Annotated in this window: 17 protein-coding genes; 16 read left to right on the top strand and 1 reads right to left on the bottom strand. The window is 52.1% G+C overall.

What is annotated here, in order from left to right:
• Positions 1-85 precede the first annotated feature (85 nt).
• The 12 genes from NST07_RS08815 to pulA all read left to right on the top strand — a co-directional run bounded on the left by NST07_RS08815 (position 86) and on the right by pulA (position 15875).
• Complete coding sequence (locus NST07_RS08815; protein ID WP_342481401.1) at positions 86-1666, top strand: UDP-glucose--hexose-1-phosphate uridylyltransferase; 1581 nt, start codon at positions 86-88, stop codon at positions 1664-1666.
• Positions 1667-1836: 170 nt separating this feature from the next.
• Entirely contained in the window at positions 1837-3000 is a 1164-nt protein-coding gene (locus NST07_RS08820; protein WP_341377794.1) for an iron-containing alcohol dehydrogenase, read from the top strand.
• 231 nt (positions 3001-3231) lie between these two features.
• Positions 3232-3768 (top strand): protease, encoded by a 537-nt coding sequence (locus NST07_RS08825; protein WP_341091164.1) that lies wholly within the window; start codon positions 3232-3234, stop codon positions 3766-3768.
• Complete coding sequence (locus NST07_RS08830; RefSeq protein WP_341091165.1) at positions 3768-5327, top strand: flotillin family protein; 1560 nt, start codon at positions 3768-3770, stop codon at positions 5325-5327. Before NST07_RS08825 ends, NST07_RS08830 begins: the two co-directional genes overlap by 1 nt.
• A gap of 75 nt (positions 5328-5402) precedes the next feature.
• Positions 5403-6113 (top strand): ABC transporter ATP-binding protein, encoded by a 711-nt coding sequence (locus tag NST07_RS08835; RefSeq protein ID WP_341091167.1) that lies wholly within the window; start codon positions 5403-5405, stop codon positions 6111-6113.
• On the top strand, positions 6106-7719 hold the full coding sequence (locus NST07_RS08840; protein ID WP_341377796.1) for a hypothetical protein: 1614 nt from the start codon (positions 6106-6108) through the stop codon (positions 7717-7719). Before NST07_RS08835 ends, NST07_RS08840 begins: the two co-directional genes overlap by 8 nt.
• Positions 7720-7843: 124 nt before the next feature.
• Positions 7844-8716 carry a PRD domain-containing protein gene (locus NST07_RS08845; RefSeq protein ID WP_340893829.1) on the top strand — a complete coding sequence of 291 codons (873 nt, stop codon included), beginning with the start codon at positions 7844-7846 and terminating at the stop codon, positions 8714-8716.
• Positions 8717-8821: 105 nt separating this feature from the next.
• Positions 8822-8965, top strand: coding sequence for a hypothetical protein (locus NST07_RS08850; protein WP_342481402.1), 144 nt, complete (start codon positions 8822-8824; stop codon positions 8963-8965).
• A complete protein-coding gene (gene ptsG, locus NST07_RS08855; protein ID WP_341091169.1) occupies positions 8966-11026 on the top strand; it encodes a glucose-specific PTS transporter subunit IIBC in 2061 nt (686 codons plus the stop codon).
• A 97-nt stretch (positions 11027-11123) separates the two neighbouring features.
• Positions 11124-11399, top strand: a complete 276-nt coding sequence (locus NST07_RS08860) for an HPr family phosphocarrier protein (RefSeq protein ID WP_038599075.1) — start codon at positions 11124-11126, stop codon at positions 11397-11399.
• Positions 11392-13104 (top strand): phosphoenolpyruvate--protein phosphotransferase, encoded by a 1713-nt coding sequence (gene ptsP, locus NST07_RS08865; protein WP_341377798.1) that lies wholly within the window; start codon positions 11392-11394, stop codon positions 13102-13104. Before NST07_RS08860 ends, ptsP begins: the two co-directional genes overlap by 8 nt.
• 377 nt (positions 13105-13481) lie before the next feature.
• Positions 13482-15875, top strand: a complete 2394-nt coding sequence (gene pulA, locus NST07_RS08870; RefSeq protein WP_342481403.1) for a type I pullulanase — start codon at positions 13482-13484, stop codon at positions 15873-15875.
• 108 nt (positions 15876-15983) lie between these two features.
• Here the strand turns inward: pulA and NST07_RS08875 are convergent, their stop codons facing one another.
• Positions 15984-17585 (bottom strand): sensor domain-containing diguanylate cyclase, encoded by a 1602-nt coding sequence (locus tag NST07_RS08875; RefSeq protein WP_341091172.1) that lies wholly within the window; start codon positions 17583-17585, stop codon positions 15984-15986.
• 566 nt (positions 17586-18151) lie between these two features.
• Between NST07_RS08875 and NST07_RS08880 the strand changes: the two genes are divergently transcribed.
• The 4 genes from NST07_RS08880 (at position 18152) to NST07_RS08895 (ending at position 24398) form a co-directional block, all read left to right on the top strand.
• The gene (locus NST07_RS08880; protein ID WP_341091173.1) at positions 18152-18280 is read left to right on the top strand and encodes a hypothetical protein; all 129 of its coding nucleotides are present in this window, start codon (positions 18152-18154) and stop codon (positions 18278-18280) included.
• A 205-nt stretch (positions 18281-18485) separates the two neighbouring features.
• Positions 18486-19520: a phenylalanine--tRNA ligase subunit alpha gene (gene pheS, locus NST07_RS08885; protein WP_341091174.1), complete on the top strand. Its 1035-nt coding sequence runs from the start codon at positions 18486-18488 to the stop codon at positions 19518-19520.
• A gap of 60 nt (positions 19521-19580) precedes the next feature.
• Positions 19581-22025 (top strand): phenylalanine--tRNA ligase subunit beta, encoded by a 2445-nt coding sequence (gene pheT, locus NST07_RS08890; RefSeq protein WP_342481404.1) that lies wholly within the window; start codon positions 19581-19583, stop codon positions 22023-22025.
• A 201-nt stretch (positions 22026-22226) separates the two neighbouring features.
• Positions 22227-24398 (top strand): hypothetical protein, encoded by a 2172-nt coding sequence (locus NST07_RS08895; RefSeq protein ID WP_342481405.1) that lies wholly within the window; start codon positions 22227-22229, stop codon positions 24396-24398.
• Positions 24399-24475 lie beyond the last annotated feature (77 nt).

Genomic DNA, 24475 nt, shown 5'->3' on the forward strand with positions numbered 1-24475 from the left:
GGGGTAGTCAGGCATTCTATTGAACCAGCTGCCCCCCAAAAAAAGGACGCAGACAACTCGCTACACCACATTAAGGAGAATTTAAATGCCTAACGATATTAATACCGCTCCGGCCGGAGAGAAGGCGCTGCATGCCATCGAACAGCTTGTGCTGTTTGCGCTGAACCAGGAACTGATCCAGCCTGCCGATGTTGACTATAGCCGCAATGAGCTGCTGGACCAGTTCGGCTTCAGTGAGCCGTATGCCCTTGAATTCAGTGAAACACCGCTTGAGAGCCCGCAGGAACCGCTGGACATTCTGATTGATTATGGCTTCGAAACCGGATTGATCCCGGAGAATACCGATACGTACCGTGATCTGCTGGATGCGAAGATTATGGGCTTGCTGATGGCACGGCCATCTGAAGTCAATGCCCAATTCTTTAGCCTCTCGGCAGAGAAGGGCATTGAGGCGGCAACCGACCGCTTTTACAAATTAAGCATTGATTCCAACTATATCCGCATGGACCGGATTTCGAAGAATGTGCTCTGGCTGCAGGAATCACCATACGGGGATATCGAAATGACGATTAACCTGTCCAAACCCGAGAAGAACCCGAAGGAAATCGCCATGGCCCGGCTGCTCCCTCCGCCGGTCTATCCGAAATGCCTGCTCTGCCGCGAAAATGTGGGTTATGCCGGACGTTTGAATCACCCGCCGCGCCAGAACCTGCGTGTAATTCCGCTGAAGCTGAACAATGAGAATTGGTTCTTACAATACTCGCCGTATGTGTACTATAACGAGCATTGCATCGTATTCCACCACGATCATGTGCCGATGAAGCTGACCAAGGAGTCGCTGAAGCGTCTGCTCAGCTTTGTGGAAGCTTTCCCGCATTATTTTATTGGCTCGAACGCCGATCTGCCGATTGTCGGCGGGTCGATTCTGACCCATGATCATTTCCAGGGCGGACGCCATACCTTCCCGATCCAGAAAGCACCGAAAGAGCAGACGTTCACCCATGCCTCCTACCCGGGCGTCAGCCTCAGCATCGTGAAGTGGCCGATGTCGGTCCTGCGTTTGCATGGAGCGGACCCAGCAGTGCTGCTGGAATGCGGCAACGATCTCTATGAAGCCTGGAAATCCTACAGCGATCCTGAGGCTGAGGTATTGGCTTTCAGTGAAGTTGACGGTGTGGAAACCCCTCATAATACCGTTACTCCAATCGTGCGGCGGGCTGAAGACGGCGGCTTCGAGCTGGATCTGGTGCTGCGCAACAACCGGACCAGCGGGGAATTCCCCGAAGGGATATTCCACCCGCACCGGGAGATGCACCATATCAAGAAGGAGAACATCGGCCTGATTGAGGTTATGGGTCTGGCTATTCTGCCGGGACGACTAAAGGAAGAACTGGATGCTGTCGCAGGCGTGCTTGCCGGAGATCTCCCGCTACTGGCTGCCGTGAAGAGTGAAGCTGATCACGCGCTTGCACAGCATGCCTCGTGGGTACAAGAGCTGGCCGAACGCTTCGGCACAGGTCACAACCACGAAGAGGCTGTCAAAATCGTGCAGAATGAGGTCGGTATCAAGTTCACCCATATCCTGGAGCATGCCGGGGTCTACAAACGGACACCGGAAGGACAAGCCGCTTTCCGCCGGTTTGTGCAGAGCTTCGGAGCCCTATAAATAACTGAATGTTAGTATTATGTCCCCGGCCATGCAGGTTTGGGGGCTTTTCTTATACAGTTCGTTCAGTTTGGCGTGATACGGGGAGCCGCTGTGATTTGAATGACGCACGCCGGAGGTCTATAATATGAAATTGCATCACATTCATCAACTAATGGAGGTTTACCCATATGCGCAAGTTTGAATTTTATAATCCTACCAAGCTGATTTTTGGACAAGGAACATTGCAGGCTTTGAAGACCGAAGTCCCGAAATTCGGTAAGAACGTATTGCTGATGTACGGCGGCGGCAGCATCAAACGCAGCGGTTTGTACGATAATGTGCTGGCTGAGCTGAATTCCATCGGGGCTGTCGTGACCGAACTGGCCGGAGTCGAGCCGAACCCGCGTCTGTCCACTGTACATAAAGGTGTGGCATTGTGCCGGGAGCACAACATTGAGCTGATCCTTGCCGTAGGCGGGGGCAGCGTACTGGACTGTGCAAAGGCAGTTGCGGTAGGCGCGAAATATGAAGGGGATATGTGGGACTTTGTGGAACGCAAGGCTGCTCCGCAAGCCGCGTTGCCGCTGGGCACAGTGCTGACGATGGCGGCTACGGGTTCCGAGATGAACAACGGCTCTGTCATCAGCAACGAAGTCACCCAGGAAAAAATGGGTTGGGGCAGTGTGCATGCCTTCCCGGCATTTTCCATCCTTGATCCCGAGAACACCTTCACTTTGCCGCGTGACCAGACCGTTTACGGCATGGTAGATATTATGTCGCATGTTCTGGAGCATTATTTCCATACCGACGGTAACACGCCTGTACAGGACGGTTTCTGTGAGACGCTGCTGCGCACCGTTATTGAAACGGCACCGAAGCTGATCGGGGACCTGAACAATTACGAGCTGCGCGAAACGATTATGTACTGCGGCACAATGGCTCTGAACGGCATGGTCAGCATGGGCTTCGCCGGAGACTGGGCAACACACAACATCGAGCATGCCGTATCAGCAGTCTACGATATCCCGCATGGCGGCGGTTTGGCTATTCTCTTCCCGCAATGGATGAAGTACAACCTCAGTACGAACCCAGCCCGCTTCCGCCAGCTGGCCGTGAACGTATTCGGCATTGATCCGGCCGGCAAAAGCGATGAAGAAGCCGGTCTTGAAGGCATTGAAGCACTGCGCCGCTTCTGGGATTCCATCGGTGCGCCGAAGACCCTTGGCGACTATGATATCAATGACAGCGAAATCGGAAATATGGCTGACAAAGCGGTGCGTTTCGGACCGTTCGGTAATTTCTGCAAGCTGGAGCGTGAGGATGTTGTAGAAATTTATACAATGGCGCTGTAAGAACGCCATCATAAAGGAGCTGCAGAGCTGCAGCTCCGGGCAGGAAATCAAGCCGTTCCCGGTAATGGGGACGGCTTTTTTGCATAAACTGTTGGCATAGGCCGGCTTGGGTTCAAGGCTGCTTCCACGATACAATATTGAGATAATCATCCAAGTTTGTGAAACCAAGGACATGGTTTGAACGTTTATACTAGTATGACAGTCCGGAACTATAGACGGGAGGAGAAAATAATGCAAACGCTGTATTTGGGCTGTTTGGCGCTCGGCGTCATTTTTGCCGTAGTCAGCGTAATTGTGGGAGATCTGATCGGCAATGTTTTGGACGGGATATTTGATGTAGCTTCCTTTGATTTCCTGAACCCTGCTGTGCTGGCCGGGGGAGTCACCGTATTTGGCGGAGCAGGTATTCTGCTCACGCGTTACAGCAGGCTGGAAGATGGCGCTGTTCTTGCCTTGTCCTTGCTGATCGCAGCCTTTATGGGGGTGGTTCTTTACTTGGGAGTCGTCAAACCGATGGACAAAAGCGAGATGTCAAATGGATTCTCCATGAGCGAGCTGCCTGGCAAGATCGGAGAAATTACCGTTCCTATTCCGGCACAGGGCTATGGCGAAATCATGGTGAAGTTCGGCGCAGGCAACAGCCTGCATACGGCAGCCAGCTTTGAGCAGCTTTCCCTCCCGGCCGGGATTAAGGTTGTAGTGGTAGAGGTCCGGGAAGGTGTTGCGCTGGTAACTGAATTTGAAGAGAGAAAAGGAGTGGATTCTTAATGTTAGGGTTAGACATTCCAGATTATTTGTTTATTCCTATTGTGGTTGTAGCGGTTCTACTGGTGCTTGGGATTGCGTTCTGGGCGCGTTACAAGACGGTCGGACCCGATGAAGGAATGATTGTCACCGGTTCCTTTCTCGGCAGCAATCATATCTCAGATGATGGCTCGGGCCGTAAAATCAAGATAGTCCGCGGGGGCGGGGCGTTCATTCTGCCTGTCTTCCAGAAGGCCGAGTTCATGTCTCTGCTCTCGCATAAGCTCGATGTGACGACACCGGAGGTATACACTGAGCAAGGGGTGCCGGTTATCGCCGACGGTGTGGCTATTATCAAGGTAGGCAGTTCTACAGAAGATGTGGCAACGGCAGCCGAACAGTTCATGGGCAAGCCGATAGAAGGGCTGAAGAGCGAGGCGCAGGAAGTGCTTGAAGGGCATCTGCGGGCGATTCTCGGGTCAATGACCGTGGAAGAGGTTTACCGCAACCGTGACCGGTTTGCCCAGGAGGTTCAGGGCGTAGCAGCGCGCGATCTTAAGAAGATGGGACTGCAGATTGTCTCCTTCACCATCAAAGATGTGCGCGACAAGCATGGATACTTGGAAGCTCTAGGTAAACCGCGGATTGCTGCAGTGAAGCGGGATGCGGAAATCGCTGAAGCGGAAGCGCTGCGGGATGCGCGGATCCAGAAGGCAAACGCCGAGGAGCAAGGGCAGAAGGCTGAACTGCTGCGGGATACGAACATCGCCGAAGCCTCCAAGGACAATCAGCTGAAGGTTGCAGCCTTTAAACGGGATCAGGATACAGCCAAGGCGGAAGCCGATCAGGCTTATCACATCCAGGAGGCACGCGCCAAGCAGACGGTGGTGGAAGAGCAGATGAAGGTCGAACTGGTTCGCAAGGAACGCGAGATCGACCTGCAATCCAAAGAAATCCAGGTGCGCGAGAAGCAGTATGATGCGGAAGTGAAGAAGAAGGCGGAAGCCGACCGCTACGCAGTGGAACAGGCGGCGGAAGCCGATAAGGCCAAGCGGATGCGCGAAGCCGATGCCTTGCAGTACAGCATTGAGACCCAGGCGAAGGCAACATCCGAGCAGAAACGCCTGGAAGGCCAGGCAACAGCCGACGCAGAGCTGGCTAAAGGTAAAGCGGAGTCCGAAGTTATCCGCCTGCGCGGCCTCGCAGAAGCAGAAGCCAAAGAGAAGCTGGCCGAAGCGTTCCAGAAATTCGGCGAAGCTGCCGTGCTCGACATCATCGTGAAGATGCTGCCTGAACTGGCTGGTAAAATTGCCGAGCCGCTGGCATCCATCGACAAGCTCACTGTGGTGGATACGGGAAACGGTGAAGGAGCGGCCCGGGTCAGCAATTATGTGACCCAGCTGATGTCGACGGCACCGGAAATGCTGAAGAGTGTCTCGGGAATTGATGTAGAGGCGTTGATAAAAGGTTTGACTAAAGGGAAAACGGGAACTCCGGACCACAGACCGGCAGTATCGGTTGCACCTGCGGTACCGGTAGTACCTGCAGTGCCAGTGGTTCCAACTGATAAACTTGAAGGATAATGCGGGATAACTCAAGGTATGACAGGCGCAATTGCCTGTCATACCTTGAATTTTATGGAGAGAGGGGAACTTCGCATGGAGCTGCTCTTGGATAACATCCGTAAGAGCTTCGGAGATAAACAAGTACTCAAAGGCATTGACTACACTTTTGAAAAAGGCAAGATTTACGGTCTGCTGGGCCGCAACGGTGCCGGTAAAACCTCGCTGTTCAACTGCTTGAGCGGGGAGATCGGAATGGACAGCGGCGGGGCTTTTTTACGGGAAAACGACGTGAGCAGTCCGCTCCGCGAGGCGGATATCGGGTATGTATTTTCTTTGCCCATCCTGCCGGAATTTCTTACAGGCTATGAGTTTGTGAAATTCTATATGGATATCAACCGCGACAAGATTGAACCTGGCAAAAACATCGAAGACTACTTCGACATTATCCGGATTGAGCAGGAGGACCGCCACCGGCTGATCAAAGGGTATTCTCATGGCATGAAGAACAAGATCCAAATGCTCTGCTTTATCATTACACGTCCGCCCTTGATATTGCTGGACGAACCATTGACTTCTTTTGACGTTGTGGTGGCACTGGAGATCAAGAAGCTGCTGCGGGAGATGAAGCAGGATCATATCATTATTTTCTCCACCCATATTTTGCAGCTTGCAGCCGACTTGTGCGACGAGCTCGTTATCCTGAATAACGGGACACTCCAGGAGATTCCTGCCGACACCCTGCACAGTCCGGAATTCGAGGAGAGAATCATAACCTTGCTAAAGGATGAGGGCAGCAATGATTAAGACGCTGAACACCATACTGGATATCCGGGGCGCATCCGGGGCGAACCGGCTGATCTATTATCTCCAGCGGTTGCCGGTAATTGGGAAGATGGCTAAGAATGACTTGTATTCCCGGACAGGACTCAAAAAGACGCTGACTGTAATCGTGCTTATTCTGAAGATAATATGGGGCTTTCTGACCAAATTCGCTTACTTGGGAATTGTAGTCTATTGGCCGGTGATCACAATCGGCAAGGAACTGACGACTGCTGAACAGTATCAGCTCTATCTGCAAGTGCTGGTCATAATCAGTTGCGTCGTAGCGGCAGTTTCAAATGCGGTCATCCTGGAACCGAAGCGGGACAAATATATTTGTGTGAAGCTGATGCGGCTGCCTGCTGATCAGTACATGCACGCTACTCTGTCGCTTCGGACCTTCAGTTTCTTTGTTTACTATATACCGGCCATGTGCCTCTTCGCTTCATTGCTGCAGGCTCCGGTCTGGCAGGGAGTGCTGCTTGCCCTGCTGTTAACTGCCTGGCGCTTGGGCAGTGAGGCGCTGCATTTATGGCTTTTCGACCGTACAGACATTGTGCTTGTCAAAAAAACAGGGTGGGTGTGGACCGTCATAGGCATAGGATTTCCGCTTGCCTATGCTCTGCTGTATGCAAAAGTGTCCTTCGTGGACAGCGCTGCGTTGTTCAACCTGCCGGCGGGTTTAGCCATTGCGGCTATAGGAGTGGTTGCCGCCGTTTATATTGCACGTTATCCCCGTTACCGCAGCGCGGTTGATGCCGTGAGCAAAATAGACGATCCGCTGCTGGATATGGGGCGTATGATGAAGGAGTCGAGAGTGAAGGATGTCGAGACGAAAGAAAAGGACTTTTCAGCGGAACAGCTGAGTCCCGGCCAATTTCAGGGGAAAAGCGGCTATGCTTACCTGAATGCGATCTTTTTCTCCCGGCATAAACGTTTTTTAATACAGCCGATTCAGCGGCGTATGCTCATCATTGGCGTATTGTTCGCAGCCGGATTGCTGTCGATGATGGTCTCACCGGCAATGTTTACCAAGATGTCACATTTTTTAATCGGCAGCCTTTCTTATTTTGTATTTATTATGAATTTTACCTCGATCGGTGAGAAGGTCTGCAAAGCGATGTTTTACAACTGCGACCTTAGTCTGCTGCGGTATGGATTCTATCGGGAACGGACGGCGGTGCTGAGCAATTTCCGGATTCGGCTGCTGAGAATAACCGCTCTGAATTTGATTCCGGCCGGAGCTATTTGTATAGCTGTGAATCTGCTCATTCTACTTTCGGATGAAAACTGGGGGATTGCGGATGCAGCTGGTTTCTGCGGGGCTATCCTCGGCCTATCCCTGTTCTTCTCCGTGCATCACTTGTTCATGTATTATATTTTCCAGCCTTACAGCACAGAGCTGAATTTGAAGAACCCGTTCTTCACCATTGTCAACAGCATTGTCTTGGCTGCAACCATTGTGTGCCTCCGCTTGGAGAGCACTCCGGCTTATTTTGCAGGAATGGTACTGTTGACCACGGTAGCCTACATGACCATTGCCCTATTCCTGGTCTATAAATACTCGGGCAGAACCTTCCGGGTAAAATGATCCAGCCTCTTCCACATTCGAAATCTTGATGTTATGGCGGTAGCCAAGTATAATCTACACATGCTGTCAAGTTATGCAGCTGCCGCAGCGGCAAAGGTATTCAGAATTCAAAGAGGTGTAAGCAGTGAGCAGCATAACAGTGGCTAAGGTACTCAATAACAATGTGATTATTGCCGAGCATCCCCAATACGCCGAGGTTGTGGTGATCGGCAAGGGCATAGGCTTTAACCGGAAAATACGTGACCGGATCAGTCTGTCTTCTGTGGAGAAGATGTTTATTCTCCGCAGCCAGGAGGAACAGGAGCAATACAAGCAGCTCGTTCCGCAGGTGGACGAGAAGCTGATCGAGGTAGTTCAGGAGATTGTATTGCATATCATGCAGAGCAGCCGCCAACCGCTGAATGAACATATTCATATTGCACTCACTGACCATATTTCATTTGCCATCCGCCGTCATGAACAAGATATCGCCATACATAATCCGTTTCTGTACGAAACCAGGGAAATTTACCCTGAGGAATACAGTCTGGCCGAATATGCAGTCGGGCGGATCAATCAGGCGATGGGGGTAACGTTGCCTTTTGATGAGATCGGTTTTGTCGCTTTGCATATTGTAAGCGCATTGAGCAACCGTCATATCTCCGAGGTGAAGCAGCATTCCGTGCTGATCGGTGACCTCGTGGGGCTGGTGGAGGATAATCTGAGTTATCATGTTCCGCGGGATTCCCTGGATTATTCCCGGCTGGTCACTCACCTGCGTTTTGTTCTGGAAAGACTGCGCCGTGGTGAGAGTGTGCGGGAGACTTCTTCTCTGGACGGGTTAATGAAGCGCGAATATCCTGAAATGTACATGCTGGCCTGGAAGCTGACTAAGGTCATTGAGCAGCGGGTGCGTATTCCGGTATATCCGGCTGAAGTGAGCTATCTGACTATTCATCTGCAGCGTCTGGCCCAGAAGAAAGAGGATGAAGAGGATATGGAGCAGCATGAGGGTTGAAATGAACCCCTTACAAAAACATGCTTGCAACTTCAAAAAATCGGTGCTACAATGTTCCCTGTTCCAATAAAACAGAATACCTACGTGTAACTGATACGATCAGGCATGAGTGATTTACAGTATTTTGGTTGTCAGGCCCCAAGCTGGGGCAATCTAACCTTAGTGTTAGAAGACAAACCTAAATGCTGTGTTGCTCATGTCTTTTTTGGTTTCCTGTTTGTGAAATTTACTATTAAGGAAGTGGCCTAAATGTTCAAAAAGTTGTTTGGCGTTTTGCAAAGAGTCGGTAAAGCGCTTATGCTTCCTGTAGCCATCCTGCCTGCGGCGGGCTTGCTGCTCGGGATCGGCAACATGCTGGTTAACCCTGATTTCCTTCAATACGTACCGGCACTGGAAAACAGCGGGGTTCAGGCCGTTGCCAACGTTTTGATGAACTCGGGACAGATTGTTTTTGATAACCTGTCGCTCTTGTTTGCGGTCGGGGTAGCCATCGGTCTTGCCGGTGGTGAAGGGGTTGCCGGTCTTGCGGCAATCATCGGATTCCTTGTCATGAATGTAACCATGGGAACGGTACTGGGCATTAACGCTTATGTATTGACCTGGAAGGATTTCTCCTATTCCAGTGTCCTGGGGATACCGACGCTGCAGACAGGGGTTTTCGGCGGTATTCTGGTCGGGATACTGGCCGCGTCGATGTACAAGCGGTTCTTCCGCATAGAATTGCCGTCGTATCTCGGTTTCTTTGCGGGTAAACGGTTTGTGCCGATTATGACGGCAGTAACCTCCCTGATTCTTGGACTTGTATTGACGGCTGTATGGCCGCCGATCCAGCACGGCCTGAACTATGTGTCGCAAAGCATGATCAACACGAACTTGACGCTGTCGGCCTTTATCTTCGGTGTCATTGAGCGTTCACTGATTCCTTTCGGCTTGCATCACATTTTCTATTCACCGTTCTGGTATGAATTCGGAAGTTATGTCGATAAAGCCGGTGAACTGGTACGCGGGGATCAGCGGATCTTCATGCAGCAGCTGCGCGACGGGGTGGATTTCACAGCGGGTACATTTACAACAGGTAAATATCCGTTCATGATGTTCGGTCTGCCGGCAGCGGCGCTGGCGATCTACCATGAAGCCAAACCTGAGAACAAGAAGATTGTCGGCAGCTTGATGGTTTCTGCAGCCCTTACTTCTTTCCTGACAGGGATTACAGAGCCGCTGGAATTCTCATTCCTGTTCGTAGCTCCGCTTCTGTTCGCAGTGCATGCTGTCTTTGCAGGTCTTTCCTTTATGACTATGCAAATCCTTCATGTTAAGATCGGAATGACCTTCTCCGGCGGCTTTATCGACTATGTGCTGTTCGGTATTATCCCGAACCGTACTGCGTGGTGGCTGGTTATCCCGGTAGGTCTGGTTATTGCCGTGATTTACTACTTTGGATTCCGCTATGTCATCCGGAAGTTCAATCTGAAAACTCCGGGCCGTGAAGATGCATCCGATGATTCGGAAGACGTCAGCACGGGGAATGTATCTACAAGCGGTGATGATCTGCCGCGCAACATTTTGTCCGCACTGGGCGGCAAAGAAAACATCACCCATCTGGACGCCTGCATCACCCGCCTCCGCGTCGAGGTTAAGGATAAGGCAGGCGTAGATAAGAACCGGCTGAAGAAGCTGGGTGCTTCCGGTGTGCTTGAGGTTGGTAATAACGTTCAGGCGATCTTTGGTACACGTTCAGATACAATCAAGTCACAGATACAGGATGTCATGAACGGCAGAATTCCAGCTGCTTCAGCTGCTGCCGCACCGCAGCCTGAGCTTGAGAAGCAGGCCGGTGAAGAAGGCGCAGCAATTATTCCTGAGGACATCGTGTCCCCGGTAAATGGCGAGCTGCTTGATATTACGCAGGTTCCAGATGCTGTCTTCTCCCAGAAGATGACGGGTGACGGATTCGCCTTCCTGTCAGATGACGGCAAGATTGCTTCACCGGTATACGGTAAAGTGTTCAATGTATTCCCGAGCAAGCATGCCATCGGGATTATGTCCGACGGCGGCAAGGAAGTGCTCGTGCATATTGGTGTTAATACTGTAAAGCTTAAAGGCCAAGGCTTCACGATTCTTGTAGAAGAAGGCGACCTGGTAGCTGCAGGACAGCCGATTATGGAAGTGGATCTGGAATACGTGAAAGCCCATGCGCCTTCCGTTATTTCACCGGTCATCTTCTCTAATCTGCCTGAAGGGTCTACGGTTACCTTGAAGAAGCCGGGTAAGGTGGCTGTAGGCGATAAAGACATCATCAGCATTAAGTAACATGTGCATTGGCATAGCGCTTCCCTTATAATGAAGGGAGCGCGGCCTTCACATAAGACAAACATTCAAATTAACAGAAAGCGAGTTGGATATTATCATGCAAAAAACATTCAGAATTATTGACGAAGACGGAATTCACGCACGCCCAGCAACAGCGCTGGTAAATACAGCAACAAAGTTTAAAGGCACAGAAGCATTCGCGGAAGCCAAAGGTAAAAAAGTAACACTTAAATCCATTCTCGGCGTATTGTCATTGGGTCTTGAAGCCGGCGATACTTTGAGTCTGATTACTGAAGGCAGTGAAGAAGCGGAAGCACTGAGCGCACTGCAAGATGTGATGATTAAAGAAGGGCTGGGAGAGCTCCATGAATAAAATTTCAGGAATCGCGGCTTCAGCAGGTATTGCCGTAGCCCGTGCATTTATCCTGGAACATCCGGATTATACAATCACGAAGACTGCTGTAAGCGATGTGGAAGCCGAGATTGCCAAACTGGAGAGCGCCCTGGAGAAATCCAAGGGCGAGCTGCAGGGCATTAAGGAGCGCACGCTCGCTGAATTGGGCGAGAAGAAGGCGGAGATTTTCGAATCCCATCTGCTGATTCTTGAAGACCCCGAACTCATCAGTCCCGTAATGGATAAAATCCGCGAGGAATCAGTTAATGCGGACTATGCCCTAAATGAAGTCGCCACTCAGTTTATCGAAATGTTCGAAAATATGAAAAGTGCTTACCTGCAGGAACGTGCTGCTGATATGCGCGATGTAACCAAACGCATCCTGAACCACCTGCTGGGTATTCACTATGTAAGTCCTGCGGAAATCAATGAAGAGGTTATCGTCATTGCCCTGGATTTGACTCCATCCGACACGGCGCAGCTTAATCGTAAATACGTGAAGGGCTTCACGACGAATATCGGCGGACGCACCTCGCACTCGGCCATCATGGCCCGGTCCCTGGAAATTCCGGCGGTGGTCGGCACCAAGAATGTACTGTCTGAAGTCAAGGCGGGAGATCTGGTGATAGTCGACGGTTTGAGCGGAGATGTTCTAATCAACCCGAGCGATGCTGAAGTCGCCGAATATAAAGCTAAGCAGGAAGCCTATGATCTGCAAATCGCCGAGTGGAAAAAACTCCGCGATGAGCCGACCGTATCGGCTGACGGCAAACATGTAGAACTGGCTGCCAACATCGGCACACCTAATGATGTGAACGGTGTGATCGAGAACGGCGGCGAAGGTGTAGGTCTGTACCGCACCGAGTTCCTATACATGGGCCGCGACAAGCTGCCTTCCGAAGAAATTCAGTACAATGCGTACCGCGCCGTGCTTGAGAATATGAACGGCAAGCCGGTTGTTGTGCGCACACTGGATATCGGCGGCGACAAGGAGCTGCCTTACCTGGAGCTGCCGAAGGAAATGAACCCGTTCCTTGGGTTCCGTGCGATCCGCCTGTGTCTGGACCGTCAAGATATTTTCCGCACCCAGCTGCGCGCGTTGCTTAGAGCAAGTGCCCACGGTGACCTGCGCATAATGTTCCCGATGATCGCTACGCTCGGCGAATTCCGTGCAGCCCGCGATCTGCTGCTGGAAGAAAAGGCTAAGCTGCGCGAAGAAGGCAAGGAAGTGTCGGACAACATTCAGTTGGGCATCATGGTAGAAATTCCATCAACGGCGGTTCTGGCGGACCAGTTCGCCAAAGAAGTCGATTTCTTCAGTATTGGTACCAACGATCTTATTCAATATACGATGGCTGCCGACCGTATGAATGAACGGGTATCCTACCTGTACCAGCCTTACAATCCGGCGATCCTGCGTCTGGTCAAAATCGTTATCGATGCAGCCCATGCTGAAGGCAAATGGACCGGCATGTGCGGCGAAATGGCTGGCGACAGCACAGCGATTCCGTTGCTGCTCGGTCTGGGCCTTGATGAGTTCAGCATGAGCGCAACCTCCATCCTGCCTGCACGCAGCCAGATTTCCAAGCTGTCCGCTGCAGACATGAAGGAAATGGCTGCCAAAGCACTTCAGCTTGGCACCGCCGAGGAAGTTGCTGCACTTGTGCAGAGCAGCGTGAAGTAATTCGCAAAGCTATCTTGCATTATCCGTTTAGGCAATTCACTCTTCCAACTACTGCTGGCCTCCTCTATAGGAGGCCGTTTTTTTGTTGTCGGCAGCAGTACATCACCTGTTGTTCGTGCTTTCTTTTATAAGGACAAGCTCAAATGCATGGGCGCAGCAGCCGATAATAGAATGTGGGCACATAAAACAGGTGGAACCCAAACCTGTGAACATAGTGTTACATATTATATTATGATTCAAAAGAAAGACAGTACTCTATAGACTTTGCTTGCAGATCTGTGCAAGTATTAATTTCTTCCGTAGTGGAAATAGTTGGATTTAAGTGAAGTAAACCGTTATCCGGCAATATGGCGGAGAACAGGGGGATGGTGGAATACATGAACAGCAATTATATAAATACAGAGACAATAATAGAGACTTATGAAGGCAAAGACCTTGGACTAACCTACACTGTAGGCAGCAGCCAGTTTAAAGTATGGGCTCCAACGGCCTTTACGGTATCGGTTGTATTGTATGAGACCGGCGGGATCGGCGCATCTGTATCAGCCGTTTATTCCAAAGACAGTGGAGTGATTATCCCCATGCAGCGCCAGGACGGCGGTGTTTGGCAGGCGCAGCTTACCGGAGATCTGAAAGGCAAATATTATATGTACCGCACCGTATTTGCCGATGGCAGTATAAGGGAGGCCGCCGATCCCTATGCAACCGCTGTTTCGGCGAACGGGCTGAGGTCGGCGATTGTGGATCTGCGTGAGACCGATCCGCCCTCCTGGGCAGAGGACCGTTCCCCACAGTTGCCACATCCCGCAGATGCGGTAATTTATGAGCTGCATGTTCGTGATTTCTCCGCCCATGAGAGCTCTGGCATGTTGCACAAGGGCAAGTTCAAAGCATTTACGGAAACCGGATTACGTGATTCCGCAGGAAATGCACTGGGGATTGATCATTTGGCTGAACTGGGGATTACTCACGTGCATCTAATGCCGGTATTCGATTTCCAGACGGTAAACGAACTGAATGCAAGTGGTCCGGATACCGAAGCGGGATATTACTCCGAATATAACTGGGGGTATGATCCACAGCATTATAATGTACCCGAAGGGTCCTACAGTACGAACCCAGGTGAACCCGGGACCAGGATCCGTGAATTCAAAGAAATGGTGAAGGCACTGCACAGCCGAGGCATTTCGGTCATTATGGATGTGGTGTACAACCATACGTATTCTGTTGAGAAGGGGCCATTCGAGCCGCTGGTGCCGGAATATTACTACCGTCATGATTATTTGGGTAGACTGACTAACGGTTCGGGCGTCGGCAACGAAATTGCCACGGAACGGCCTATGGTGCGCAAATATATTAAGGACTCCTTGTTATACTGGGCTTCGGAGTATCATATCGACGGGTTCCGGTTTGATCTGATGGGCCTAATGGACAGCGTAACCATGCGTGAAATTACAGAGGAGCTGCGCCTTGCCATTAATCCGAATCTGCTGATCTACGGGGAGCCGTGGACAGGAGGGGACTCTCCACTGGCAGACAAAACCCTGAAGGGTGTACAGCGCGGCAAAGGTTATGCCGTGTTCAATGACAACTTCCGCGCGGCAATAAAAGGCGACAGCGATGGTTGGGGCAAAGGCTTCGCAACCGGAGAATACGGCAAAGAAGGCGCAGTGGCATCGGGAATAAAAGGAGCGATTCATGAATTTACCGACTCGCCTGTCGAAACGGTGAATTATGTAACCGCTCATGATAACTTGAATCTGTGGGATAAGGTGCTTGCTTCCCAAGGCCAGCGCCAGGCGGCGAACCTGCCTGAACTGGAGAACGGAAGATTGAGGGGCGGCGGAGAGGTCAAACGGGCGGTTGCTAAAGCAAATCCGTACTTCGCAATCGACCCGCAGGATGTTCTTGGAAATGAAACTGTGCGCCGATCTTTGCTGGCGAACGGGATCATTTTAACCTCCCAGGGCATTCCTTTTCTGCATGCCGGAGATGAAATGCTGCGCAGCAAATATGGGGATCACAACAGCTATCGTTCCCCTGATGTGATCAATGCGATCCGCTGGGATAATAAAGAGACATTTATGCCTGTCTTTCAATATTATAAAGGTCTTATTGAGCTGCGGCGCAAGCATCCGGCCTTCCGTCTGCATGGACGGCAGGAGATCGAGCGCTCACTGGAGTTCCTGCGCTGTGAAGACGGCGTCGTCGCTTATCAGCTGAAGGATAATGCAGGCGGTGATGTCTGGAACAACATCGTTGTTATTTTCAACGCCAACTGGGGGCCTGTTACTCAGCAGCTGCCTGAGACAGGAGGTTGCTGGAACATTGTGGTAGATCATTCCCGTGCCGGAACAGAAGCCTTCCGTATTGCCACAGATCACGCAGTAGAGCTTGAAGGACTGTCGATGATGGTATTGTATGATGTCTACGGCGAGCCTGCACCGCGGGCAAAGATCATTGAGGTACATTATGACCGCCCCGACGGCGATTACCGTGGCTGGAATCTTTGGGTTTGGGGTACAGGTATCCAGGATGGACAGTGCGATTTCCGGCAGCTGGAGGATGGACGTGCGGTAGCGCGGATCGAAGTGGTGCCGGGAACAGAGTCGGTTGGATATATTTTGCGGCTGAATGACTGGGAAGAGAAGGGTAGCGGAGACCGCTTTATTGACTGCTCCGGCAGTGAGGCGCTGCTTAAGGTAGTGGTGCAAGACCGCAGCAGTGCATGCAGCGGCGATGCAGATAATCCGCTACAGATAAGCAGCTGAAGTTAAGATATCGAAGAAACGGATAGCCACTCAGCTGATAAAGGCTGTTCCAGCATCGCCGCCGTTTGGGCAGTGATTCGGGAACAGCCTGTTTTGCTGCCTGTTTCTTTATTTATGCTTGTCTGAATATTCTTCGTCCACAAGCTCATTGTATAGATTGGCTTCGTTGCCGCCGCTGTTTTTGGAGCGGTACATCGCAAGGTCGGCGGCGTGGAGCAGTTCGTTGATACTGCCGCCATGCTGCGGATAAAGGGCTACGCCGATGCTGGCGGAAGTATGAAAGCTGGAGCCTTGGTTGACGGACCAGGATTTGTTGAACAGCTGAAGCAAACGGTCCAGCATTTCGTTCAGCATCTCTGGATTGGTAAAGCGGTGAAGTACCACGGCGAACTCATCGCCGCCGATGCGGAACGCCTGACCGAATCCTTTGACCGTCTGCTGCAGCTCACGGGAGAGCAACTGCAGGAATTCATCTCCGGCCAAGTGGCCAAGGGTATCGTTAAGCTGCTTGAACCTGTCACAATCGAGCAGTGCAACTGCTATTTCCTGTCTGCGGTCCTCCGGCTGATTAATCAGGTTCTCCATGTACATTTTAAAATGGGCTCTATTGGGGATGGCTGTTAAATGGTCATAGAAGGCCAGCTTGTGGAGCCGTTCCTCATGTTGCTTACGCTGGGTAATCTCACGAGAGATAAGCATATACTGCGCGGGAAAAGCACGGCTGCCGGTGATCAGTGAGATTTTCGTTTCCAGCCACACCCAGTGGCCTTCTGCCGAACGCATGCGCAGCTCCGAAATCCGCGGAGTCCCCTGAACCACACTCTTCAGCTTAACCCAAGAGATTTCAGCTTCGCGGATATAGTTGGAGAGAGGAACACCTTTGTCCGGCACGTAGCCAAGCACGCTGCAATGGGAAGGTGAGGCGTACAGGATGATGCCGTTTGAATCGGTCAAAATAATGAAATCAGACATGGTCTCCCCGATCAGCTGGTATAGGGATTGATCTTCCTGCATTTCACTTTGCAGCGAAACTACTCTGCGGCAGAGATAGATAATAACGAGCATAAGCAGGAACAAGATCAGCGAGTAGACTGCGAACAGGGTGCTTTTTCTCTCACGGAACTCTTGGGTAATCTGCTGTCCATAGTTGTCGATCAGGTGCTCGGATTGATCCAGACTGCTGCGGACCTCACTCAGCCGGGTGTTGATCAGAGTTGCTGAGTACGTATCCGGATTCCAATTGCTTTCCATGCGCTGAGAGATCAGTTCCTGCCCGGTATTCTTCCAGTTTTCAAAAGCGTCTTCGAAGCTCAGCAGCTCGTTTCTCAGCCGGGAGAGCAGCCGATCGCTCTGTGCCATCCTCTTTTCCGGATGGTTCATAGCGTTGATGTTGTAGCTGGCCATGACCAGCCGCTGCTTCATCTGGGCATTATTGTCATGAAACTCCTGAGACATCAGCCTGCGCTGTTCACTGGTAATATTCCGGTTCATCACCGTGTGCAATGCAAGGGCAGACTGGTGGAGATCCCGGTCGGCATTCAGAATCAGCTCTGAATTTCGGTAGACATCGCTGTACAGTGAATCTGAAAGCCGGTTAATTGTGTGGTCCAGATACAGCAGAGAAGCGGTGCTGATGCCCGCCAGAATAACGGAGATAGCGGCAAATAAAAGGATTAATCTGCGTGTATTTTTGATTTTGTATAAAGCCACTGTCATCCTCTCCCCGCATAAAACTTTGAGAAATCTCTTTGATAGTAGATGATACCTATGCGGAACTAATCCCACTGCGGGTAATTGGCCGCAGGGACAACGAAGAGAGTGTTCTTTTCAAATAGTCATAGAAACATAGTGTTTCCAGTACGATTAGGGATTCTTCTCATCAGTATGTAGGACGTCCTGCTTAGGGCATCCGGGCCGGAACATGGAATTTATGGGGTTGATCCGAGCCTGAAAATGCCCAAAATCCCCTGCCAGCCGACCTTTCGGGTCATCAAGCGATCCGGTAAGCCGGGGAGGAGATGGGGATATTGATCTTGAGTCCTATTACCCAAGTTTTCTACAAACGATACTCCCTTTCTGTGCTAAGCGCTAAAATATCATAGCTGCCGCTCCAGTCCCCTATATTAAAGGTTAACGTATTCGTTCCCGGCGAGTTTAAGGATTAATTCCTCTGAATTTGTCGGCTTGTCAAAACGACATTTTGTGCATATAATAGATAGACATATCTTCTGAGTAAGAAGATGCAGTTTCTTAGCAACATCATTATAAATGCAGTGATGGAGAAGAGTACGCAGTGCCTGGCTTACAGGGAGGAGACGCCGCAGATTGAGAGCGTTTCTAGGAGAGCAGAGCTGCCGAAGTTCACTCCGGAGCAGATCCCTGAATTTACTTCAAGATCTTTTTGAAGAAAGACAGTAGGGGAAACCGGCCGCAGACCGTTATTTCTGTTAAAGTGAGGCATGTCTTTACCGCACCGAAAGAGGGAATACAGCTCTTAAGGGAAGGGGTACGGCAGTCTAACAAGGGTGGTACCACGGTCTTTTCGTCCCTTACCGGGAGGAAAGGCCTTTTTTTGTTGACAATATGATGATTAAGGGGGCAGTACACGCCATGAAAGAAAAGCTGGAAGCATTGAAGGTTGAGGCATTGGCTAAGCTGCAGGAAGTAACCGATCCGCAGGTTCTAAATGACTTACGCGTGAAGTATCTGGGCAAAAAAGGCGAGTTAACCGAGGTTCTGCGGGGAATGGGAGGGCTTAGCGCGGAAGAGCGACCGGTAATCGGCCAGGTGGCGAATCTGGTGCGCAGCGCGATTGAGGATATTATCGGCTCCAAGCAGGAGGCATTCCAGCAGCAGGAAACACTGACCCGCCTGCAGGCAGAGAAAGTGGATGTTACGCTGCCGGGCCGCGGGTTGCCGCAAGGCGGAATTCATCCGCTTACCCGGGTGGTCCAGGAGATTGAAGATATCTTCATCGGCATGGGCTACCGGGTAGAAGAAGGCCCTGAAGTAGAGACGGATTACTATAATTTCGAGGCGCTTAATCTGCCGAAGAACCATCCGGCACGCGATATGCAGGATTCCTTCTATTTGACGGATGATCTCCTGATGCGTACGCAGACCTCTCCGGTGCAGATCCGCACCATGCAGGCAATGCAGGGCGAAACACCGGTCAAAATCATCTGTCCGGGCAAAGTGTTCCGCCGCGATGATGATGACGCCACCCACTCCTTCCAGTTCCAGCAGATCGAAGGTCTGGTCATTGGACGGGGAATCCGCATGAGTGACTTGAAGGGTACATTGCAGCAGTTCATGAAAGAAATGTTCGGCCCGAGTGCGGGGATCCGTCTTCGGCCGAGCTTCTTCCCATTCACCGAGCCTAGCGTTGAAGTTGACGTCAACTGCTTCAAATGCGGCGGAGACGGCTGCCGGCTGTGCAAACAGAGCGGCTGGCTGGAAATCCTCGGCGCTGGCATGGTGCATCCGAATGTACTCAGAATGGGCGGATACGACCCTGAGGAATATAGCGGCTTCGCCTTCGGCGTAGGTGCAGAGCGGATTGCCATGTTGAAATACGGCATCGACGACATCCGTTATTTCTATACCAATGATATGGGCTTCGTGAAGCAGTTCAAGGGCATTTAGATTTTTGACGGGTGAGCGGCTGTTAGATAAATACATCTGAAATAAAGGAAGTGAGCGGACATGAAAGTATCAACCGGATGGCTGGCTGATTATATATCGTTAGAGGGAGTAACCGCTGAAGAGCTGGCGGACAAAATCACCACTGCAGGCATCGAGATTGACGGTGTCGAGCGCCGCAACAAGGGGCTTTCCGGGATTGTAACCGGATATGTGAAATCGAAAGAAAAACATCCCGACGCTGATAAGCTGAACGTATGTATCGTGGATGCAGGACAGGGCGAGGATCTGCAGATCGTATGCGGAGCAAAGAATGTCGAAGCGGGGCAAAAGGTGCCTGTAGCCTTGGTGGGCGCGAAGCTTCCAGGTCTTGATATCAAAAAAGCCAAGCTGCGCGGCGTATTGTCGCAAGGCATGATTTGCTCAGCTAAGGAGCTTGGGCTCAATGACAAGCTGCTGCCGAAAGAACTGCAGGAAGGCATTCTTGTTCTGCCTGAGAATACTGAGATCGGCCAGGATATCCTGAAGGTGCTGAGCCTGAATGATGAAATTCTTGAATTCGATCTGACACCGAACCGGTCCGATTGCCTAAGCATGATTGGCGCGGCCTATGAGGTAAGCGCGATTCTTGGCCGGGACCTGAAGCTCCCTGATCCGGCAGCGGATCTGATAGAGACCGGGGGCAAGGCGCCCGACTCTATTTCCGTAAAAATCGAGAATGACGAATACTGTTCCCACTATGCAGTTCGCTATATTACCGGAGTGAAGCCTGCTGCGTCTCCGCTCTGGATTCAGAACCGGCTGATGGCTGCAGGAGTCCGTCCGATCAATAACATCGTGGATATCACCAACTACGTCATGCTGGAATACGGACAGCCGCTGCATGCCTTTGACAGTGACAAGGTGGAAGGCGGCGTGCTTGGCGTCCGCTTTGCGCAGGAGGGAGAGATTCTGACTACGCTCGACGGGCAAGAACGCAAGCTGGAGCCGCAAATGCTTGTGATCGCCGATGGGGCAAAAGCCGTAGCGCTTGCCGGAGTGATGGGCGGACTGGCAACGGAAGTAACTGGAGAAACAGTTAATCTGGTGCTGGAATCGGCCAAATTCGACGGTGGAACGGTCCGCAAGGCTTCACGCCAGTTCGGCCTCCGCTCCGAAGCATCATTGCGCTTCGAGAAGGAAGTGGATCCGAATGCTGTAATTCCGGCATTGAACCGGGCGGCAGCACTGATTGCGCGTTATGCCGGGGGTTCAGTGCATGAAGGCATTGTTCAGGCAGGAGGAGACTCTGCACAGGAGAAGGTTCTGAGCTTGTCTCTGGAGAAGCTGAACAACTATCTCGGCACGGAGCTGTCTCTGCTGGAAGTGAAGACATTATTTAGCCGTCTGCATTTCAAATGCGGATATGCCTCCCAGGGAGTCGTTGAAGTTCAGGTGCCAACCAGACGCGGCGACATCAGCTATGATGTGGATCTCATTGAAGAGATTGCCCGTTTGTATGGCTATGACAATATCCCGACAACCCTGATGGAGGGCACTACCACTGCAGGAGCACTCACTAGACAGCAGTTCCTGCGCCGCGAGCTGCGCCGCCTGCTGTCCCTTGGCGGATATCAGGAGGTCATGGGTTATTCCTTCATCCAGCCGGAGCAGAGCAAATGGTTCCCTGCGTTTGCAGAAGGCCAACTTTCTGTGAAGCTGGCCATGCCGATGAGCGAGGAACGCAGCGTGCTGCGTACCAGCCTCATTCCGCAGCTGCTTGATATTGCCCTCTACAATATCAACCGCCGGCAAAGCGATCTGGCGCTGTTCGAAATCGGCAATGTCTTCTTCACCGATGAAGAGCAGCTCACCCGCCAGCCGCGTGAGCTGCCGGTGCTGGGACTGCTGCTGAGCGGAAGCCGCGCAGCCAAACAGTGGAATGTGACGGCAGAGCCTGTCGATTTCTTCGATCTTAAGGGCGCGCTGGAAACCGTGTTTGCGCATCTGGGACTTACCGGACGTGTAGTCTATGAGGCTGATGCCCCGCAAGACTATCATCCGGGCCGTTCCGCTTCGGTGTATCTGCTGGGAGATGAAGGGCGCGTGATGATCGGAACAATCGGCCAGCTTCATCCTGAACTGCAGCGCAAGCTTGACCTGGAGGATACCTATGTAGCTGAGATCCTGCTGCAGCCGCTCTATGAGTCCGCACGCGCTAACCTGCAGTACAGTGAACTGCAGCGCTACCCGGGAATGGAACGGGATATTGCAGTCGTTGTGGATTCGGAAGTTCCGGCAGGCCATCTGCTGGCTTCCATCCGTGAGAACGGAGGAACACTCCTACAGAATGTGCAGGTGTTCGACGTGTACACCGGCGGCAAAATGGAAAGCGGGAAGAAGAGCGTAGCGATCTCGCTGCTCTACCGCCATACGGAACATACACTGACCGATGAGGAAGTCGGGGAAGTGCATGATAAGGTTGTTTCCGCACTTCAGCAAACTTTTGGTGCGGAATTAAGAAAGTAGCAGGAATTGTGCAAAGCCGCAGCGAATCCATTAAGAATCAGAGATTCGCTGCGGCTTTTTTCTAATAAGTCTAAGGTGCGGCGGATATAGACTAAATCAATATAATAAAGACGTTTTTTTGCCAAATGTTTAAGAAAAACGCTACAATAGAAGCAGGGATAGCAACTTAGAATCCGCACACATACAAAGGAGGGCACAACTGTGGCTATGGACCGGACTCGTGTCGCCGTGGAGATATATGGAACTTCCTATAAACTTGTCGGAAGCAGCACTGAATATATGAAGCAGGTTGCCCGTTATGTGGACGAGCACATGCGCGCAATTTCCAAATCACATTCCAGACTGGATACACCGCGGATTGCGGTGCTTGCAGCCGTACATATGGCAGAGCAGGCCATCCAGGTTCAGGACTTTAAGAACGAGCTGAATATGCTGACCGGCGAGCGCACGGAGCTGCGTGTGGAGGTGTCGCGTCTCCTCGAAGTACAGCGGGAGCGGCAGGAGGAATTCGAACGGCTGGATGCTGCGGCCAAAGAAGAGGCAGCACGGCTGATTGCCGCCGCTGAAGAGGAACGCAAACGGCATTTGGAGATACAGGAACAGGAGCGCAAGGTTCATGCCGAGCAGCTGCTTGAAGCAGGGAAGACGGCTGCTGCGGACCGGGATAAGCTGGCTGAAGAGCTGCAGGCCCGTGAGCTGGAACTGAAGGCGCTGCGGGATACGAATGAGAATGAGCAGGCTGCTGCCCGCGAGAGTCACCGGCAGGAGCTGGAAAGGCTTGAAGCTGCACGTCTGGAGCAGCTGGAAGAACTGAAAGCGGCGCATGCGCAGGAGCTGGAGCTTCTCCGGGAGACTTTGTCTAAGGAGAAAGCGGAAACGCTGTCGGCTCTCCAGCAGGAACTGGCTGAGACCCGGGAGACGCTGGGAAGCGAGGTTGTGGAGATCCGCACTTCGCTGAGCAAGGAACTGGCGGATACCAAATCCGCGCTGGATAAAGAACTCAGCACCGAAAGAGAAGCGCTGCAGAAGGAGCTCGCCAAGAATAAGGAGCTGCGGCAGTCGCAGGGTACCCAAGAGCACCGGCATAAGCAGCAGCTCGGAGAGCTGGAGAAGCAGCTTAGCGAGCTGCGCGGCGGAACCGGACAGCTTCAGTCCAGGCTGAGAGCGGCGGAAGCGGGGCTGAAGGGTGAACGTGATGCCCGTACGACGCTTCTGGCGCAATATGAAGCGGTTCTAAGCCGGGAGGAGCAGCTTTCTGAAGAGCTGCGCTCCGCTACGGAACTGGGAACACTCCTGAATGGGGAGCTGGAAGAGCTGCGCCAGCGTTATGAGCAGGTACAGCGCGAAGCCGTAGAACTTAGAGAATCGCTGCAGGCAACAACTGATACTTTAAACCACACCAAGGAGGAGCTGCGGTCTGCCGCCGAATTGGGAGAGCAGCTTAGCGATGAGCTGGAAGGACTGCGCCAGCGGTATGAGCTGGCACAGCAAGAATCCTCAGAGCTGCGCAAATCGCTGCAGGGAACCAAGGACAGTCTGCTGAACGTACAGGCGGAGCTTACCCGTACTGCAGAAGAAGCCGGGAATTGGCAGGAGCTGGCGGACAAGCATATGGAGGATATCAGCGAGCTGGAGATGAACCTTCTGGAAGCTGAAGAGAAGTCAGCAGGACTGCAGCGTGAGATTGATACGCTCCGCGGCCAGGCAGACGGAATGGTGCAGCAGCTCGACCACGAGGCTCAACTGCGTGCAGAAGCGGAAATGGAGAGCGCAGCACAGCGCGAAGCTGCAGCGGAAGCCCGCAAGGAGCTTTCGGTGCTGCGCGGGCGTTATGAGGAACTCATTGCGCAGTATGATGATGTTCTGCAGGACGGAGAGCAGCTTCGCGAAAGATACGAGCTGCTGGAAGCCGAAAGCGAAGAGTCCACACGGCGTCTCGAAGAGCTTTACGAAGCCAGCCGTGAAGCTGCCGTAACCGCAGCAGAGCAGCAGGAAGTGCTGAAGGAAGCGCGGGAGTACGAGGCATCCTGGAAGCATAAGTATGAAGAACTTCAGCAGCGTCAGCAGCAGTGGAGCGAAGCGGAAGCCACTCTGCGCGAGGAAATCGAGATCTGGCAGCAGCAGGCCGGAGAAGCCGAAGCCGAGGCTGAATCCATGAACCGGGAGCGTAGCGAAGTGCAGTTGCAGCTCGCGGAAATCGGTGAGAGCTACGAGCTCGTGCAGGGACAGCTTCGTTTGGTACAGGCGCAGTTCGAACTGCGGCAAGGTGAGCTGGATAAGCTCTCTCAGGAGCATCGCAATCTCCAAGGGGAATATGCCAAGCTGCAAAGTGAATATAATGAATGGATTCAACTGATCGAACAGGATAGTTGAATGGCGGACGCAAGATAAAGACGGGGCCCGGGCAGTGAATTCTGCCTGGGCCCCGTCTTTATTTTTAGATATCAACC

The organism is Paenibacillus sp. FSL L8-0340 (assembly GCF_038593145.1).
Lineage (GTDB): Bacteria > Bacillota > Bacilli > Paenibacillales > Paenibacillaceae > Paenibacillus_AQ.